The organism is Haloarcula sp. 1CSR25-25 (assembly GCF_032027985.1).
Taxonomy (GTDB): Archaea; Halobacteriota; Halobacteria; order Halobacteriales; family Haloarculaceae; genus Haloarcula.
This window is the reverse complement of sequence record NZ_JAHYBW010000009.1, coordinates 93,878-110,350: the sequence shown is the minus strand read 5'-3', so window position 1 is coordinate 110,350 and position 16,473 is coordinate 93,878. Positions and strand designations below refer to the sequence as shown.

The following is a 16,473-nucleotide window of genomic DNA, read 5'->3' as shown; positions in this document are numbered from 1 at the left end:
ACCAGCCACTTTGTCGCTAAAGAGCCGTCGATTGTCGTGGGTCGGTGGTGCAAACAGTCCGTCTGGTACTGGTGTTGTCTCATAATCGGGTCAGGTGTCAGCGTCGGGTACGTCCGTGTCGGTGTCGGTGATGTGGGCGACGACGTCATCGGTCTGGACGACGTCGCCGTACTTCGCGTCGATGTCGAAGAGGTTGGCCCGATGGGGGGCTTCGGCCCGGTCGCCGACGGCGTCCGCCGGGACGATGGTCCGGTAGCCGTGCTGGAGGCTGTCGACCGCCGTCGCCCGCACGCACCCGCTGGTCGTGACGCCCGCGATGACGAGCGTGTCGACCCGATGGGTCGTCAGCTCCGTCTCGAGGTCGGTGCCGAAGAACGCGCTCGCGTACTTCTTGAGGATGACCCGCTCGTCGCCGACGGGCGCGATGCGGTCGTCGACCGCGACGCGGTCGCTGCCGAGCCGGAGTTCCCGCAGCGCCGGCACCTTCTCGATGAACCGACCGGCGTCGCCGTAGGACTCCTCGAACGCGACGGTAGTGAAGTACCGCGGGAGGTCATGCTCGCGGAACGTCTCGAGGAGCCGCTCGGTCTGTTCGAGGACATCGCTTACGTCCGCCCCCAGGTCGCTCTCGGGGTCAGTGAAGGCGTTTATCAGATCGATGACGAGCAGCGCTGGCTGTGCGCCGAAGCCGACGCTCTCGCCGAACTCCTTGTCGCCGTAGTGGTCGTCGAGGTCGTCTGTCCAGGGCATGTGTTGGTAGTCGCGCAGTCGGCCACGCGCACGAACGCCGGGGGTCAGTTCCCCCGGCTGTTGAACTCACGCCGTTCGGCGGCGATCTGTGCTTCGAGGTCGTCGTCGTCCGGGAGCGGGCCGTAGTCGAACTCGTCGAGGTCGTCCCGGGTCTCGCGGATGTCCGCGCGTCGTTGCTCTGTCGCCGCTTCGTCGACGGCACCGTCTGTGATGACGACACCGTACTCCTCGGCGGCGGCCTCCTCCGAGACGAGTCCCCGTCGCACTTCCGTGGCGACCTGCTCCGGGTCCCGTTCCAGCGGGTCGCCGAGCCCGCCCCCGCCGGCGGTGCTGAACACGAGCTTGTCACCCGCTTCGACGGGGACGTTCTCGACTTTCGACGGCAGCTCCTCTTCGGTGCCGTCGGTCCGGACGAGCGTCTTCTCGCTCGTCTGGGCGTGTGTCCCGCCGTCGACGCCCCACGGATAGGTGTGTGCGCGGTCGTCCTGGAACGTGATCGCGCCGTCTTCCTCGAAGGTGTACACCTTCGTGATGCCGTGCCCGCCACGGAACGTGCCGGCCCCGCCCGTGTCGGTGCGCGTGCTGTACTCGTCGATGCTCAACGGGTAGTACGCCTCCTGGTACTCGGCCGGGACCGTCCGGAACAGCGGCCACCACGAGTGGCCGTCCAGGCCGTCGCCGCCGGGCCGAGCCGGAATCCCGCCGTAGAGGATTTCGAGCATCTGGAAGTCGTTGCCCTCCGAGTCGGTGCCCGCGTACACCAGGTTGGGCGAGGTGCCGTAGCTGCCGGCGACGGAGAAGCCGTCGATGAGCTTGGAGAACGTCGCCTGCAGCACGTCGAACTGCCGGGCCATCATCGGCAGGCGGTTGCCCAGCGCGGCCGGGAACTCCGGCTGTACGACCGACCCCTCGGGCAGCGTGACCTCGAAGAGGTCGTAGTAGCCGTCGTTGAACGTCAACAGGGGGTCAAACGCCATGATGAGGAAGACGCCGGTGAACATCTTGAACATCTTCTCGTTCAGCAGGAAGTTCACCGTCCCAGGCACCTGGGCGTCGGTCCCCGTCCAGTCGAGATACACCGTCTCGCCCTCGCGGTAGATCTCCAGATGGAGCTTGATGGGGCCGTTACCCATTCCGTCGTCGTCGACGTAATCCTCGAACGTGTAGCGTTCGCCCTCCGGGACGAACTCGTGGATGAGGTCGATCATCCCGTCGCGAGTCCGGTCGAGGATGGCGTCACACGCCGCCACGTACGTCTCCTTGCCGAAGCGGTCACAGAGTTCCTGGACGCGCTCCTCGGCCGCCTTGGTACCCGCGGCGAGTGCCTTTATGTCCGCTTCCGCGTGGTCTGGCAGTCGCGTGTTGTGTGCGAACGTCTGGAGGAGTTCACTGTCGAAGGTCCCCTCCTTGTACAGCTTCACCGGCGGCAGGCGCATCCCCTCTTCGAAGATAGTCGTCGCCTGCACGGGCATGCTCCCGGGGGTCTTCCCCCCGACGTCCATCAGGTTCCCCCACTGACTGGAGAACCCGACGAGGTCCTCGTCGTAGAAGATGGGGCGCAACAGGAGCATATCCGGCGTGTGTGAGACCGCGCCGGCACACATGTACGGGTCGTTCGTCGCGATGACGTCACCGGGGGCGAGGTCGTCGCGGTCGAACGGGGAGTTCTCGATGATGGTGTCTATCGCGGAGCCGAACTGGCCCATGACCATCCGCCCCTTCGCATCGGCGATGAGCGGGAACTGGTCGGACTGCTCGCGGATGACCGGACTGATAGCCGTCGTCTCGACGACCCGGTCCATCTCGTCACGGGTGTTCGCCAGCGTGTTCTCGATGATGTCGAGCGTCGTCGTATCGACGTCGTGCTCGCCGACGAAGTCGGGCGTCTCACCGGTCATCGGCCGTCACCTCGGGAGATATCGAGGTTCGCATACCGGTCGACTCTCGCCGTGTAGGCCGGCTGAACGATGATCGTCGAGTCGTCCTCGACGACGATCGCCGGCCCGGCAATCTCGTTGCCCGGAGCCAGTTCGGTTCGGTCGTAGATCGGTGTGTCGTAGTAGTCGCCATCGAAGTACACCTCGTTCGTGTCCACCTGCGCGTCGCTCGGATCGCTGTCGCCGGGCTCTGTCGCCTCGATAGAGACCCCCTCGATGCTGCCCTTGCCGATGACGCGGAGGTTTGCAATCTCCAGCGGGGCGTCGAGCGAGAACCCGAACTGTCTGTCGTGTCTGGCCTCGAAATCGTCCTTGATCTCGGCGAGGCCGGCGTCGCTCCGGAGGTTGTCGATATCGACCGGGATGGACATCTGTATGTCCTGCCGGAAGTAGCGACAGTCGGCGTAGTACTCGAAGCCGTGGTCCTCTGCCGTCACGCCCTCGGATTCGAGCCAGTCGACCGCGCGGGACTGCAGGGCCTGAAACTCCGCGTGGACGTCCGCACCGTCGACGTCCTGGTCAGTCTCCAAGTAGGTCTCGGAGAACTCGTTCTGGACATCGGAGGTGAGAAAGCCGAACGCGGACATGACGCCCGGGCCCGGCGGGATGATGAGCGGGTCCGCACCCATCACGTCCACGAGCGCGTTCGCGTGCATCGGGCCGGCGCCGCCGAACGCGACGAGGCCGAAGTCACGTGGGTCGTACCCGCGCTCGACCGAGACGACGCGGAGCGCACCGTACATGTTCTCGTTGACGATGTCGAGGATGGCCTGTGCCGCCTCCTCGACCGTGCTGTCGCGCTGCTGGGCGATTCCGGAAATCGCCTCGCGGGCGGCCTCATGGTCGAGGTCCATCTTCCCGCCGAGCTGGACCATCGGCGGAATCCGGCCGAGAACGACGTTGGCGTCGGTCACGGTCGGCTCCTCGCCCCCCTGGCCGTAGCAGGCCGGGCCAGGGTCGGCCCCGGCACTCTCCGGGCCGACCTGCAACGCGCCGCTGAGCTGGACACGGGCGATAGACCCGCCGCCTGCCCCGACAGTGTTCACGTCCACCGACCGGGATTTGAACTCCCGATAGCCCACCTTGGTCTGGCGAGTCGTCCCGGGCGTCCCGTCTTCGACCAGCGAGACGTCCGTCGACGTTCCGCCCATGTCGAGCGTCAGAACGTCCGGAACGCCCTTCTTCGACGCGATGGTCGCCGCCCCGACGACGCCCCCGCTCGGCCCGGAGAGCGCGAGTTCGACCGGCCGGCGCTTGGCCGCCGTCGAGCTCATCAGTCCGCCGTCCGACCGGACCACGTTCATCTTCGCGGTCGAGCCGGCGTCCTCGAGCGACGCGTCGAGGTCGTCGAGGTACTGGATGACCTGCGGCCGGGCGTAGTCGTTGATGACCGTCGTCAGGGTCCGCTCGTACTCGCCGTACTCCGGGACGATATCCGACGAGATGGACACCGGCAGTCCCGGGGCTTCAGCCTCGATGATTTCGCGGACCCGCTCCTCGTGTGCCGGGTTGAGATACGAGTTGAGCAAGGCGACAGTCACCGCCTCCACGCCGGCCGCCTGCAGTTCCTGAACGGCCGTGCGGACCGCCGCTTCGTCGAGCGGTTGGGTCTCCTCGCCAGCCGGGGAGTTTATTTTGCCCGCCACGCCGCGCGTGTCGACGAGGTCCGCGAGGGGGTCTGGCTTCTCCATCCCGATCCACCCGTACAGCGGTCCCGGCGTCCAGGCCCGCGCCAGGTGAAGGATGTCCTCGTGACCCGCACTGGTGATGAGCCCGACACGAGAGCCGGTCTCTTCGAGCAACATGTTCGTCACGACCGTCGTTCCGTGAAACAGCAGGTCGAGTTCCTCAACCGATGTGTCGGCTTTCGCCGTCGCCTCTTCGATACCCCGCAGGACGCCCTCTGATGGATTCGCCGGCGTCGAGAGGACCTTGTCGATCGTGAGTTCGTTCGTCTCCTCGTCGAACACGATCACGTCGGTGAAGGTCCCGCCGACATCCACACCCAGGTTATATGTCATATGTTACCGCGTGGGTGGGTAGACTCCGCATCGAGGCCTAAGGGTTTTCCCAACACCTGTTGGTAGTTCTTATAACGACATGTCGACCGGACCGCCCGCTGTCCCCGGGAACGTTTATGATGGTGTCTGACCGTCCAGCCTGGTGTTCGCCGCGGAATCGGAGTCCCCCGTCGCACGCCCGGTGCCCGGTACGCTCTCACATACCTTTTTGAGCCGGTCTCACCCACATTAAGGAGACGCGAGGATGTTCACCGCTACTATCCACTTCAACCAGCACCGGGAGTGTATCCTCCGGGAGCTCACGGCCGATATCGACAGGCCGGTGCCGATCGAGATCGAGGAGGTCCGAAACGGGTCCGTGACGTTCGTCCTCCGTGCCGGCGTCCACGCCGATACGTTCCAGGCGACCCTGGAGGCCGCTCCCCACGTCGAGTACGTCGACCGGCTCGACGACGTAAACCTTCTCGTGACCAAACCGTCGTGTGGTGCCTACTCGGCGATTTACCAGAACCACGGGACGCTCCGCCGCTCGAACACGGTGCGCGGTCGCCACCGCGAGTACAACGTCCTCGTGTTCCGCCGCGAAGACCTCAAAGCCATTATCGACGACCTCGAGCAGTTCGGAACCGTCACGCTCGGAAAGCTCGAGGAGTTCACCGAGCGGACCGAATCGCCGCTAACCGACCGCCAGCGGGACGTCGTCACCGAAGCACTCGACCGGGGCTACTACGAGTGGCCACGCCAGATCAACAACGAAGCCCTCGCCGAGGAGTTGAACATCAGCCGCGCGACGCTCCACGAGCACCTCCGAAAGGCCGAACGGAAGCTGGTGTCGATGGGCCTCGCTGACGAATCGAAATCGCCGGACAACATGCAACCCGACTCGGCAGGGTCCGACCTGATAGACGGCGACCACGGCAGATGACCAGCGGCTCCCCCTCTCCGCACTTCGTACGCGGTTTTGCCGGGGAGGCAACCGCCGGCTCTGTCTGGTCAATAGCGGCTGTCCGGTCAGTCTTCGATGCTGCCGCTACCCTAATACGAGATTTGGGCCCGGACCGGTCGTCAGACTACTTTCAGGACGGTACGTACTGTTAACTTTATTACACTCTAATCCCGGAAGCGATGTCGGACCAGGAGTTGGAGGAGTTCCTGATCCTCCGAGAGCTGGATGAACCCATCAGTGAACAGGAGCTCGAACAGGCGGGCGAACGTTCCGGTGAAGTCCTTACGGAGCTCCGAGAGGAGGGCGTCGGGATTCGGTGGGTAGAATCTGAAGTCCTGATGAACGAAGAGGCACAGGTCACTGGGACGTTCTGTCACTACCGGGCTGAGGACGAAGAGGCCGTTCGTGAGCATGCCGACCGCGCTGGCCTCCCTGCCACACGTATCGACCGTCGTGGCCATAGGCTTGAAGGCGAGTAGTACATCGGGAATGGACACATACGAATTAGGCGTTTTGGGCCTGATAGTACTGCATATTTGGCTCTTCTGTTTATATTTTCTCGATTCTGTTCTAGATTTGGTTATTAAATTATTTATTAGAGCATAATCATCTCGTGTGTCCCAATTAAGTCGACAAATTGAGGTAAAATAAATACATATGAGCTACCTCGGCTATGAATATGGTATCCCGCTACTGAACAGTGCTCTACCGATGTTAATCAGGCACACATACGAAGTAGCGCGGCCGGCGTCCAGCGATGAACTACCGCCACCCAGAAAGCTGCTTGCCATAGAATTTGTAGATTGTCGACAGAGTAGTAGCCGTCCCAGGGCTCCAGCGTCCCCGAGAGGGTTGTCACTCATCCGATTCGCCGGTAGGTGGGGATAGCTGACACAATCGCCGCTGTTAATCCGTCAGAAAGCAGCCATATAACACACGTACGGCTGTTATCCAGACGGGGACGAAGGCGAGGATAGTAAAGAGGCGGGGACGAAGGCGAGGATAACAAAGCAGGTCGTCTCACCCGTAACTCTCAGTACACGCGAACTCACGGACCGGTGCGGCCGATATCCGGAGCCGTATCCTCCTGTTCAGGGCAGTGAGATCTCCAGTTCGAACTCGTTGGCGATTCCGAGAACCTGGTTCGGGAGTTCCGTCTCGAACCACTCGTCGTCCATGCGTTTCGCGGGGCTGGCGGCGCTGAACGAGCCGATGACCCGATTGTCAGGCCCCGTGACCGGGACGCCGACCGCCTTGATGCCTTCCAGTTGTTCCTCGTGGTTGAACGCGAAGCCACGCTCCCGGATTTCCTCGAGTTCGGCGAACAGTTCCTCCCGGTCCGTGGTTGACCTGTCGGTCTCCGGTTCGAGGCCGTGTTGGTCGATGATTTCCTCGACGCGCTGCTGTGGGAGGCCGGAGAGAATGGACTTCCCGCTGGCAGTCACGTGCAGGGGCGCCTGCTTGCCAACCGTCGAGTAGCTCCACACGGCGTGCTTCCCGGAGTACGTGTAGAGGTAGACGCCGCGGCCGTGTTCCTCCACGACGAATACCGCCCGGCAGCCCGTCTCTTCGGCCAACTGAGTCGTGTAGGACTGTGCGACCTGATACTCGTCACGAAGATTGCGCACGTGGGTTCCGAGCCGGAGGAACGTGAGACTCAGGCGGTAGAAATCCCCGTCTTTCGCGACGAACTGCTCTTCGGCCAGCGTCGCGAGGTGACTGTGGACCGTACTCGAGGCCATGTCGAGTGCGTCGGCCAGTTCGGTCACCCTTGCCTCCCCCTTGTCCTCTAACGCTCTGATGATATCCAGAGTCGTCTTCGACGTTTGCAGGGTCCGTGTCTGTGTGTCGTTTGCCATAGTTCACTACTAGCGGCACGACTTATAAAATCCACTGCTGGGGGATACCTCGTGAGTGTTGGTGTCTGGCATACTCCTCTGAATCCGCTGGATGGGTCGCTACGGGTCCGCTGACTGTCTCAAATCAACTACGGAAGACCCGTGTAGACCATCTTCGATGAACGTATATAAAGTTCGGCTGGCATGGATGCCAGCGCAAATATTGCACACGACACGGCTTTCCTTGAACAATACCATATATATGCAGTTACAATTATAATTCCATAGGATGATAAAAGTATAAAACAACCAATCTGTGGGTTTGGAGCGCCAATTCGCGAGACGAGGATGGAGCGATAATCAATCATGAAGGATTAGGGGCATAGAGTGCACCCGAGATATCACTCTCCAGGTGTGTCGGGACGTCAGAATCCGTCTGCTGCTTCCCTTAGAGCCCCAGAATCTCGCGGGTCTCCTCGGTAGATGCCACAGGTCGGTTCAGTTCGTCGGCGATCCGGGCTGTGCGTTCGACGAACTGCGCGTTGCTCTCTGCGAGTTCGTCCTTCCGGTAGTAGATGTTGTCCTCCATGCCGACCCGGACGTGGCCGCCCATGCTGATGGCCATCGTCGTCAGTGGCAGCTGATGTCGACCGACAGCCAGCGCCTGCCACTCGGCGGGTTCGGGGAGGTTGTCCACCAGATTCAGGAGGTTTCGAGGACGGGCGGGCGTACCCGTCTGCATTCCGAGGATGAGCGTACACCAGTACGGTGTCTCGAGGAGGTCCTCCTCGATGAGATGCTCCATCTCGGGGTAGTGGCCCGGGTTGAACACTTCGAGCTCGGGTTTCACGCCCGCGGCCCGCATTCGTTCAGCGTACTCCTCGTTTTGCTCGCGGGTGTTGATAGCCGTCCGTGTCTGGCCGAAGTTCATCGGGCCGAGGTCCATCGTCGCCATCTCCGGCCTCGGGTCAGTTTCGAGGACTGGCGCGATGCGCTCTTCACGGGAGAAGATACCGCCACCGCCGGTGGTGAAGTTCACGATGATGTCGTCGCAGTACTCGTCGATGGTGTCGAGCAGTTCCTGATAGCGTTCGACGGACTTCGTCTTCTCCCCGGCCTCGTCCCTCGCGTGGAGGTGGACGATTGACGCGCCGGCCTCCTCACAGGCCGCCAGGTCCTGAGCGACTTCGACTGGTTGCTCCGGAAGGTTCGGGTTCGCGTCTTTGCCGTGGTGTCCCCCGGTCGTCGCGACGCTGATTATCAGTTTCTTCTCGAAGTAGTCGGCGTATCCGCTGTAGGGCATACTGAATACCGACTCGAAATACCTATTTAAAATTTGTGATGGTCTCCGCGAGGCCCGACACTCGACGCCCCCGTGGGTGAATAGGTCGGCCACTGATCGACAACGTAGGCGTTTTGAAGCCCAGAGAGACTGTTCGGGACCGATACATGCCACAAGTGAAACCTGGTACCAGTTGTCAAACTCCAAATTTTTATATAGTATGTTATACTCAATGCAGACATGCGTCCCGAGAGTACCGCGATCGTCACTGGTGGCGCCCGCGGAATCGGACAGTCAATCTGCGTAGAGCTTGCCCGGAGGGGAGCGAACGTCGTGGTCGCAGACCTCGATGACGGTGAGATGGCCGAGACAGTCAGTCTGGTCGAAGACACTGGCCAGACTGGGCTCGCCGTCGAAACCGACGTCGCCTCGAGCGAGAGCGTTACGAGTACCGTCGACGAGGCCCGTGAAGTGTTCGGGTCTATCGAGTACCTGGTGAACAATGCCGGAATCGCCGGGCCGACAGCACCGTGCGAGGAAGTTAGTTCCGACGAGTGGGAGCAGACGCTCGCGGTCAACCTCAAGGGACCCTTCCAGATGTGCCGTGAGGTGATTCCACACATGCGCGCCGAGTCGTTCGGACGCATCGTCAACATCGCCTCGGTGACAGGGAAACGACCCCTGCCGAACCGGACACCGTATGCGACCAGCAAGATGGGTATCATCGGGTTCACCAGAACGCTTGCAGCGGAGCTCGGCGAGTCGAACATCAACGTCAACGCGGTCTGTCCCGGCTCCGTCGAGGGCCCGCGTATCACGACGGTCTTCGAACGCCAGGCCGCCGAGACCGGGCAGACCTACGAGGAGGTCCGGTCGGACGTGGAAGCCCAGAGTGCTCGCGGGGAACTCGTCGACCGGGAGGACGTTGCTGACTTGGTCGGATATCTCTGTTCCGACGCGTCGGACCGAATCACAGGACAGGATATCAACGTCTCGGCGGGGAAAATAATGTACTGACCTGCGAGTAAACGGCCGATTGTAACGATTGCGGGACGGGTAAACCCCGAAAAGTTCCGGTGATGAGCCGTGAGCAACCTGGTTTTCGACCTCCATGAACAATGATAAACATAAGCTATAAATACACCCGTGTTGGAATGTGAAAGTGTATGTCAGACAGTCAGACATCAGGCTCCAGACGGTCCTTTATGAATCGCATCGCTGGTGCAACCGGAGTCGGCCTCATGGGCTCGCTCGCAGGTTGTGGCGGTAGTTCGGGCGGCGGGTCCGGCGGGGACGGCGGAGACGGCGGGGACGGCGGGACGAGCAGCTCCGGCGGCTCTGACGGCGGCAGCGGCTCGAAATCGTCGATGGCGTCGATCGCCAACCGGCAGAACTCCTACTGGCTCAGCTGGGAGAAGGGCTACCTCGAGGCCGCGAAGGCCTTTGGTTACGAGACGAACGTCCAGACCAACAACGGTGAGGTGACCACGCAGAAACAGCAGTTCGACACGGCAGTCTCTAACAACGCCGACTTCATCGTCGGCCAGACGTACACGAACGCTGCCGCGATTTCGCTCGCCGAAACACTCGTCGAGGCGGGGACACCCGGCTTGCTGGCCGTCACCATCGCCGATTGGTACGTCCCGCAGGATGCCGGTGGCGAGTACGTGCAGTTTTTCACGCCGCATTTCGTGAACCACGCCTACACCGCTGCGAAAATGCTGTTCGAGTCGATGGACGGCAGCGGGATGTTCGTCCACATCGAGGGGAACCGGGGGACCGCACCGAACATCGGTCGGAACAAGGGTGTCGACCTCGCGATGGAGGAGTACCCCGACATCGAGATGGCCGGCAGCCGACAGCCGGGTAACTTCATCCGGTCGGACGCACGGAGCGTCATGAACGACAAGGTCTCGCAGTTCGGCGACGACATCGAGGGCTACTTCGGTCAGAACGACGCCGTCGCGCTGGGCGGAATCACCGTCCTCGAGGAGAACGACATCGACGTGCCCGTCGTCGGTATCGACGCCAGCGAGCCCGGCCTCGCGGCGATTGCGGAAGACCGTATGACCGGGACCGTCTCCGGGATGGGGCCGTGGCAGGCCGGCTGGTCCGTCGCGAAGTGCCACGACTACCTGAACGGCCACACGCTGACGCCGGCGGAGAAGATGATGTCGTTCAACGCGCCGGTCTGCGTGAAAGACCCGAGCCAGTGGACGGACGTCATCGACCGATTACCGGTCGTCGACGCCGCAGAGTACAACTCGGCTATCTTCGAGGGCGAGACGCCGTACGACTGGAAGAAGATGTCCGTCGTCGAGGCCGGCGAAGACGCCTGGGACCCCCAGATCGACCTGCAGCCGATGAACAGCGACGACATGAAAGAGGTGCTCGACTGGAAGGACGAGGACAAGCCGAGCGGGTACAGCCTCCCGGACGCGTACACCGACAGCGCAACCCAGGAGGAGATCACCCAGCTGTACAAGGATCGGTTCCAGACGAATCCGCTCAAATAACTCAGAGTACCCAATGTCCTCAGAGACACACACACGCGCGACGGAGGCGGACCGGGCCGACCCGGCCACTGACGAGTTCAGTTTCCGGGTCGAAGGCATCTCGAAGTCGTTCCGGCACGTTCAGGCGCTCAAGGACGTCTCCCTCGCGGTCAATCACGGCGAAGTCGTCGGCCTGGTCGGTGAGAACGGTGCCGGGAAGAGCACGCTGCTGAACATCCTGACCGGCGTGCTTTCGGCCGACGAGGGGCAACTGTACGTCGACGGTGAACCGGTCACCTTCACCAACCCGCGCGAAGCCGAGGACTACGGTGTCTCGCTCGTGCACCAGGAGCAGGACGTTATCACGACCATGCGGGGGTACGAGAACCTCTATCTCGGCCGGGAGATAGAGCGCTTTGGCGTACTGGAGAAAAAACAGATGCGCAAACGCGCCCAGGAGTTCGTCGACGACCTGGGCATCAACATCGACGTGGACGAGCAGGTCCGGAACTACACGTTCAACGAACGCCAGATGCTCGAGATCGCAAAGGCGTTTCACGTCTCTCAGAAGTCTGAGAACCCCGTGATCCTGCTCGACGAGCCGACAGCCGGACTCGAGGAGAGCGGCCGCGAGATCCTCTTCGACCTTGTCAACGACCTCCGGGACCGGGCGACCTTCGTCTTCGTCTCCCACGAGCTCGACGAGGTTCTCGATATATCAGACCGCATTTACGTACTGAAAGACGGAGAACAGGTCGGCGACACCACTGCGGCGGACGCGACCACGGACTCCCTGCAACAGGCGATGGTCGGGCGGGAGACGGCCGACGAGTACTACCGCGTTCCAGATCAAGTGCGCGACGCCAACCTCGGAGAGACGGCGATGGAAGTTGATGGGGTCGCCCACGAGGACTCGGTTGGACCCGTCTCCTTCTCGATCCGCGAAGGCGAGATCTTCGGCATCGTCGGCGTGGAGGGATCGGGCAAACAACGGTTCGGTCGACTCCTCGCGGGCGACCTCACGGCGAGCCAGGGTTCGATCACGGTTGACGGGACCGAGATCCGGAACCCGTCGGTCTCGGATATGGTCGATGCGGGCGTCGGGTACATCCCCAAAGACCGGAAGTCCGAAGGACTGTTGCTCTACCAGTCTGTCCTGGTGAACACCTCCCTAGCGATGGTGAGGGACATGAACGGCAGCATGCCGTTGCTCGACCTCGGCGCCGAGAAGAAGGCGACCGATGACGCAATCGAAGAACTCAATATAAAAACCCCCGGACCGAACGCCCTGGTCCACGGTCTCAGCGGGGGCAACCAGCAGAAGGTCGTCATCGCCCGATGGCTGGCTCAGGAGACGCCGATACTCGTCATGGACAACGTGACCCGTGGTATCGACGTCGGGGCCAAAGAAGAGGTCTACCGCCTCTGTCGGGAACTGACCGACAAGGGCGTCTCGATCGTCTTCATCGGCGACGAGCTTCCCGAGGTCATCGGCATGTCGAACCGTATCGCCGTGATGGCCAAGGGTGAGTTCGTCGGCGAGCCGTTCGACGCCTCCATTGGCAACAAACCGACCGAAGAAGACCTTATTCAGGAGATGATTTAACAATGAGTACGAATACAATCAGCGAGTGGCTCACGAACCAGCGAGATCAGCGGACCCTGCATGACTGGATCCAGGACCTGGGTCCTTTCGTCATGTTGTTCGGGCTGATACTCATATTCACCCTCTCGACGGAGCGGTTCTTGACAGAGGGCAATCTGCTCGACAACGTCGCCAAAAACGCCGTCACGTTGCTACTGGTCGCGCTGGCCGGGACCTTCCCGATCCTGCAACAGAGCATCGACCTCTCGGTCGAATCGGTCGTTCTGCTGACCGGCGTCGTCACGGTCGTCCTGATCGCGGAGTTCGGGCTCGGCCTGCTGGCCATCCCGCTGGCGATCGGCGTCGGGATGCTCGCCGGGCTGTTCAACGGTATCGTCTTCACGAAGCTCAAGGTACCATCGTTCCTGGTCACGCTCGGGACTCTCTCCGTGATGGCCGGTGTCGGGAAAATCATCACCGGCGGGTCCACTATCACCTTCCGGAACGACGCGATCCGGTCTATCTCGACGGGGACTGTCCTCGGCATCCCCAACCTCGTGCTCTGGGGCCTGCTGATCTACGTCGGCACGATACTGCTTGCCTTCCGGACCAAGTTCGGCCGGTACTGCTTCGCCCTCGGCGAGAACGAGCGCGTCGTCGAACTCGCCGGCGCGAAGGTCGACCGGTACAAGATCTACCCCTTCGTCCTGTCGGGGCTGCTCTGTGGTATCGCGGGCGTCCTGCTGACCCTGCGGATCTCGTCGGCGTCGCCCAACATCGGGAGCGGACTCCTGCTCCCGAGCATTGCCGCGATTGTCATGGGCGGGACGGCGCTGACCGGTGGTGTGGGCGGCCCGCACCGGACCATCCTCGGCGTGCTCGTCATCGCAGTCCTGAACAACGGCATGAACCTGCTCGGTATCGACTCCTTCGTCCAGGAAATTATCCTCGGACTGGTGGTCGTCGCGGCCGTCGCGCTGTCCATCGACCGCGACAAGATCGATGTCGTGAAGTGAACTGATTTCGCCGTCGGCCGATTTTGTGTGTTTCTCACCGCCCGAGCGCACAGCACGTAGCCCCGAGCGCATTCGGATTCTCCTCGTGGGGGTCGGCTGGCCTCGGGAATCTGTGCGGTCCCCGAAAAATCGAAGACTCTGAGAGCTACGCCGTGAAGCCGCCGTCCATCACCAGGTTGTGGCCGGTGACGAACGAGGCGTCGTCGCTTGCGAGAAACAGCACGCCGTCCGCGACTTCTTCGGGCTGGCCGGCCCGCCCGAGGGGCGTCTCCTCGAGCAGGCCATCGATGGTGTCGCCGTCTTCGAGGGTCATCGCAGTCTCGATGACCCCTGGGTTGATCGCGTTGACCCGGATGTTGTTCTCGCCGTGTTCGAGGGCTAGCTGTCTGGTTAGATTGGTGACGCCGCCTTTCGAGGTGCAGTACAGCGAGGAGTTCTCGAGGCCTCTGATTCCCCCAATCGAAGACATATTGACGATAGCACCGCCGTCGTCCTGGTCAGCCATGACGTCGATGGCCGCCTGACAGCCGAAGTAGACGCCCCGGAGGTTGATGTCCATCAGCAGGTCGTAATCGTCCGGCTCGACCTCCCGTATCGGTATCTGCCGGTCGATACCTGCGTTGTTGACCATGACGTCCAGCGAGCCGAACGCTTCGACGTGTTCGGCGACCGCGTCGTGCAGGTCTTCGGGCTTGCTGACGTCACACTCGACGAACTGGACGTCACGTCCCATCTCTTCTATCAGGTCGTGGGTGGGGTCCCCACCCATCCGCGGTTCCTCCTGAAGGTCGCTGACAGTGACTGCAGCGCCCTCTTCGGCGAATTTCAGTGCGATGGCACGCCCGTTCCCCGAGGCGGCTCCGGTGACGAGTACTGACGTTCCGTCGAATCGATTTGACATATTCGTCTTCCGGTTTCGCTGCGTTCCGAATAAGCATTTATGATTAATCCTGACATATCCCGTTCGTCTCACACGCAGATATCACCCCCCGCAGCGAGCTATTGACAACAACTATTATGAGAGTCCGCGTGCGTGGTTAACTCACGATGCAAACAGATCGACCAGCAATTGCTGATGAGTACGGGGTGTTGATCGACGGCACCGAGCGTGGGGCGTCGTCCGGCGAGACGCTTACTGTCGACGACCCCGCGACAGGTGACCCGTTGACGACCGTCGCCGCGGGAACCGCGACCGACGTGAACGAGGCCGTCGACGTCGCCCAGGATGGCTTCGAGACCTGGCACGGGTACACTCCCGCCCGGCGGTGTGAGATACTGAACGACGTCGCCCGGGCAATCCGAGACGAGACGGAGCGACTCGCCCGCATCGAGACCCTCGAGAACGGAAAGCCGCTCTCCGAGGCGGTCGGCCAGGTAGAGCGCTGTGCGCGCCACTTCGAGTACTACGGTGGCCTGGCCGACAAGATCGAAGGCGAGAGCATCCCGCTCGACGACGGGCACGTCGACTACACGGTTCGTGAGCCCCTCGGTGTCACCGGTCACATCGTCCCGTGGAACGTCCCGGCCTACCTTTTCGCACGGAGCGTCGCTCCGGCGCTCGCGGCCGGGAACGCGGCGGTCGTCAAGCCGGCCGAGGAGACGCCGATCGGCGCGCTCGAACTCACGAAACTCCTCCACGAGAACGGCGTTCCGCCGGCCGCGGTCAACGTCGTCCCCGGTGAGGGCGTCCCCGCGGGGTCGGCGCTCTCGGGGCACCCAGACATCGGGAGCGTGACGTTCACCGGGTCGAGCGCGACGGGCCGCGAGGTCGGGAAGGCCGCTATCGAGAATCTCACCGAACCCCACCTGGAACTCGGGGGCAAGAGCCCGCTTGTCGTCTACGACGACGCCGACCTCGACGTCGCGGTCGAGGAGACAATCAAGGGCATCTTCGCGACGAACTCCGGCCAGGTCTGCTCGGCGTCCTCCCGCGTCATCGTTCAAGACGAGATACGTGACGCCTACCTCGATAAACTCGTCAGCGCCGTCGAGGCCCTCTCCATCGGTCCGGGCATCGACGACCACGACGTCGGCCCGCTCGTCTCGGCGACCCACCTCGAGACGGTGGCGGAGTACCTCGAGGTCGGTCGTGCGGAACTGGGCGAGCCGCTCACCGGCGGGGCCGTGCTCGACCGCGACGGGTACTACGTCGAACCGACGGTGTTCGCGGACGTCCCGCAGGACGCGCGGCTCCTCCAGGAGGAGATCTTCGGGCCGGTGCTGACCGTGAGCACTTTCGCCGACGAAGCCGAGGCCATCCAGCGGTCCAACGACGTGGACTACGGGCTCGTCGCCGGCGTCATCACCACCGACATGGGCAGAGCGCACCGCTACGCCCGCGACGTCGACGCCGGCCAGATCTACGTCAACGAGTGGTTCGCTGGCGGCAACGAGACTCCCTTCGGCGGCTTCAAAGACAGCGGCATCGGTCGGGAGAACGGAACGCAAGCCATCCACAACTACACCCAGCTCAAGAACGTCTGTCTCAACATCTCGGAGTGAGCCTGCTCGGGGGCGCCATCGACTGCCGCTTGCCTGCTCGGGGGCGCGGGCCAGGGGCTCACCGTTGGTTATATCGGCGGTCGGCACACCGAACTGGTTCG

13 protein-coding genes are annotated in these 16,473 nt (G+C 62.4%); 7 read left to right on the top strand and 6 right to left on the bottom strand.

The genetic code is table 11. The annotated features are described in order from the left end of the window. Nucleotides 1–90 precede the first annotated feature (90 nt). Genes KZ498_RS20615 through KZ498_RS20605 form a run of 3 tightly spaced genes read right to left on the bottom strand, consistent with a single transcriptional unit; the run spans nucleotide 91 to nucleotide 4,708 of the window. The gene (locus KZ498_RS20615; protein ID WP_312621263.1) at nucleotides 91–750 is read right to left on the bottom strand and encodes an isochorismatase family protein; all 660 of its coding nucleotides are present in this window, start codon (nucleotides 748–750) and stop codon (nucleotides 91–93) included. Nucleotides 751–794: 44 nt separating this feature from the next. Further along, on the bottom strand, nucleotides 795–2,648 hold the full coding sequence (locus KZ498_RS20610; protein ID WP_312621262.1) for a hydantoinase B/oxoprolinase family protein: 1,854 nt from the start codon (nucleotides 2,646–2,648) through the stop codon (nucleotides 795–797). Continuing rightward, nucleotides 2,645–4,708: a hydantoinase/oxoprolinase family protein gene (locus KZ498_RS20605; protein WP_312621260.1), complete on the bottom strand. Its 2,064-nt coding sequence runs from the start codon at nucleotides 4,706–4,708 to the stop codon at nucleotides 2,645–2,647. Before KZ498_RS20605 ends, KZ498_RS20610 begins: the two co-directional genes overlap by 4 nt. 244 nt (nucleotides 4,709–4,952) lie before the next feature. On the opposite strand from KZ498_RS20605, the gene KZ498_RS20600 reads away from it, so the two are divergent. Continuing rightward, nucleotides 4,953–5,633, top strand: a complete 681-nt coding sequence (locus tag KZ498_RS20600) for a helix-turn-helix domain-containing protein (RefSeq protein WP_312621259.1) — start codon at nucleotides 4,953–4,955, stop codon at nucleotides 5,631–5,633. 200 nt (nucleotides 5,634–5,833) lie between these two features. Then, the gene (locus KZ498_RS20595) at nucleotides 5,834–6,133 is read left to right on the top strand and encodes a DUF4242 domain-containing protein (RefSeq protein WP_312621258.1); all 300 of its coding nucleotides are present in this window, start codon (nucleotides 5,834–5,836) and stop codon (nucleotides 6,131–6,133) included. Between the two features lie 612 nt (nucleotides 6,134–6,745). Here KZ498_RS20595 and KZ498_RS20590 read toward each other — a convergent pair. After that, nucleotides 6,746–7,513, bottom strand: coding sequence for an IclR family transcriptional regulator (locus tag KZ498_RS20590; protein ID WP_312621257.1), 768 nt, complete (start codon nucleotides 7,511–7,513; stop codon nucleotides 6,746–6,748). A gap of 427 nt (nucleotides 7,514–7,940) precedes the next feature. Beyond that, entirely contained in the window at nucleotides 7,941–8,795 is an 855-nt protein-coding gene (locus KZ498_RS20585) for a 3-keto-5-aminohexanoate cleavage protein (RefSeq protein WP_312621256.1), read from the bottom strand. A gap of 219 nt (nucleotides 8,796–9,014) precedes the next feature. Between KZ498_RS20585 and KZ498_RS20580 the strand changes: the two genes are divergently transcribed. The 4 genes from KZ498_RS20580 (at nucleotide 9,015) to KZ498_RS20565 (ending at nucleotide 13,870) form a co-directional block, all read left to right on the top strand. After that, nucleotides 9,015–9,791, top strand: a complete 777-nt coding sequence (locus tag KZ498_RS20580; RefSeq protein ID WP_312621254.1) for an SDR family oxidoreductase — start codon at nucleotides 9,015–9,017, stop codon at nucleotides 9,789–9,791. A gap of 224 nt (nucleotides 9,792–10,015) precedes the next feature. After that, nucleotides 10,016–11,290: a sugar ABC transporter substrate-binding protein gene (locus KZ498_RS20575; protein ID WP_312621253.1), complete on the top strand. Its 1,275-nt coding sequence runs from the start codon at nucleotides 10,016–10,018 to the stop codon at nucleotides 11,288–11,290. A 13-nt stretch (nucleotides 11,291–11,303) separates the two neighbouring features. Continuing rightward, the gene (locus tag KZ498_RS20570) at nucleotides 11,304–12,875 is read left to right on the top strand and encodes a sugar ABC transporter ATP-binding protein (RefSeq protein WP_312621251.1); all 1,572 of its coding nucleotides are present in this window, start codon (nucleotides 11,304–11,306) and stop codon (nucleotides 12,873–12,875) included. Between the two features lie 92 nt (nucleotides 12,876–12,967). Continuing rightward, nucleotides 12,968–13,870 carry an ABC transporter permease gene (locus KZ498_RS20565; protein ID WP_396276153.1) on the top strand — a complete coding sequence of 301 codons (903 nt, stop codon included), beginning with the start codon at nucleotides 12,968–12,970 and terminating at the stop codon, nucleotides 13,868–13,870. 145 nt (nucleotides 13,871–14,015) lie between these two features. On the opposite strand, the gene KZ498_RS20560 is transcribed toward KZ498_RS20565, so the two are convergent. Then, nucleotides 14,016–14,771, bottom strand: a complete 756-nt coding sequence (locus tag KZ498_RS20560; RefSeq protein ID WP_312621248.1) for an SDR family oxidoreductase — start codon at nucleotides 14,769–14,771, stop codon at nucleotides 14,016–14,018. A 146-nt stretch (nucleotides 14,772–14,917) separates the two neighbouring features. On the opposite strand from KZ498_RS20560, the gene KZ498_RS20555 reads away from it, so the two are divergent. After that, nucleotides 14,918–16,372 (top strand): aldehyde dehydrogenase family protein, encoded by a 1,455-nt coding sequence (locus KZ498_RS20555; protein WP_312621247.1) that lies wholly within the window; start codon nucleotides 14,918–14,920, stop codon nucleotides 16,370–16,372. The last annotated feature ends 101 nt before the right edge of the window (nucleotides 16,373–16,473 follow it).

Coding starts and splice junctions, on each gene's coding strand:
- KZ498_RS20615 (WP_312621263.1), bottom strand. CDS start 750: ATGCCCTGGACAGACGACCTCGACGACCACTACGGCGACAAGGAGTTC.
- KZ498_RS20610 (WP_312621262.1), bottom strand. CDS start 2,648: ATGACCGGTGAGACGCCCGACTTCGTCGGCGAGCACGACGTCGATACG.
- KZ498_RS20605 (WP_312621260.1), bottom strand. CDS start 4,708: ATGACATATAACCTGGGTGTGGATGTCGGCGGGACCTTCACCGACGTG.
- KZ498_RS20600 (WP_312621259.1), top strand. CDS start 4,953: ATGTTCACCGCTACTATCCACTTCAACCAGCACCGGGAGTGTATCCTC.
- KZ498_RS20595 (WP_312621258.1), top strand. CDS start 5,834: ATGTCGGACCAGGAGTTGGAGGAGTTCCTGATCCTCCGAGAGCTGGAT.
- KZ498_RS20590 (WP_312621257.1), bottom strand. CDS start 7,513: ATGGCAAACGACACACAGACACGGACCCTGCAAACGTCGAAGACGACT.
- KZ498_RS20585 (WP_312621256.1), bottom strand. CDS start 8,795: ATGCCCTACAGCGGATACGCCGACTACTTCGAGAAGAAACTGATAATC.
- KZ498_RS20580 (WP_312621254.1), top strand. CDS start 9,015: ATGCGTCCCGAGAGTACCGCGATCGTCACTGGTGGCGCCCGCGGAATC.
- KZ498_RS20575 (WP_312621253.1), top strand. CDS start 10,016: ATGGGCTCGCTCGCAGGTTGTGGCGGTAGTTCGGGCGGCGGGTCCGGC.
- KZ498_RS20570 (WP_312621251.1), top strand. CDS start 11,304: ATGTCCTCAGAGACACACACACGCGCGACGGAGGCGGACCGGGCCGAC.
- KZ498_RS20565 (WP_396276153.1), top strand. CDS start 12,968: ATGTTGTTCGGGCTGATACTCATATTCACCCTCTCGACGGAGCGGTTC.
- KZ498_RS20560 (WP_312621248.1), bottom strand. CDS start 14,771: ATGTCAAATCGATTCGACGGAACGTCAGTACTCGTCACCGGAGCCGCC.
- KZ498_RS20555 (WP_312621247.1), top strand. CDS start 14,918: ATGCAAACAGATCGACCAGCAATTGCTGATGAGTACGGGGTGTTGATC.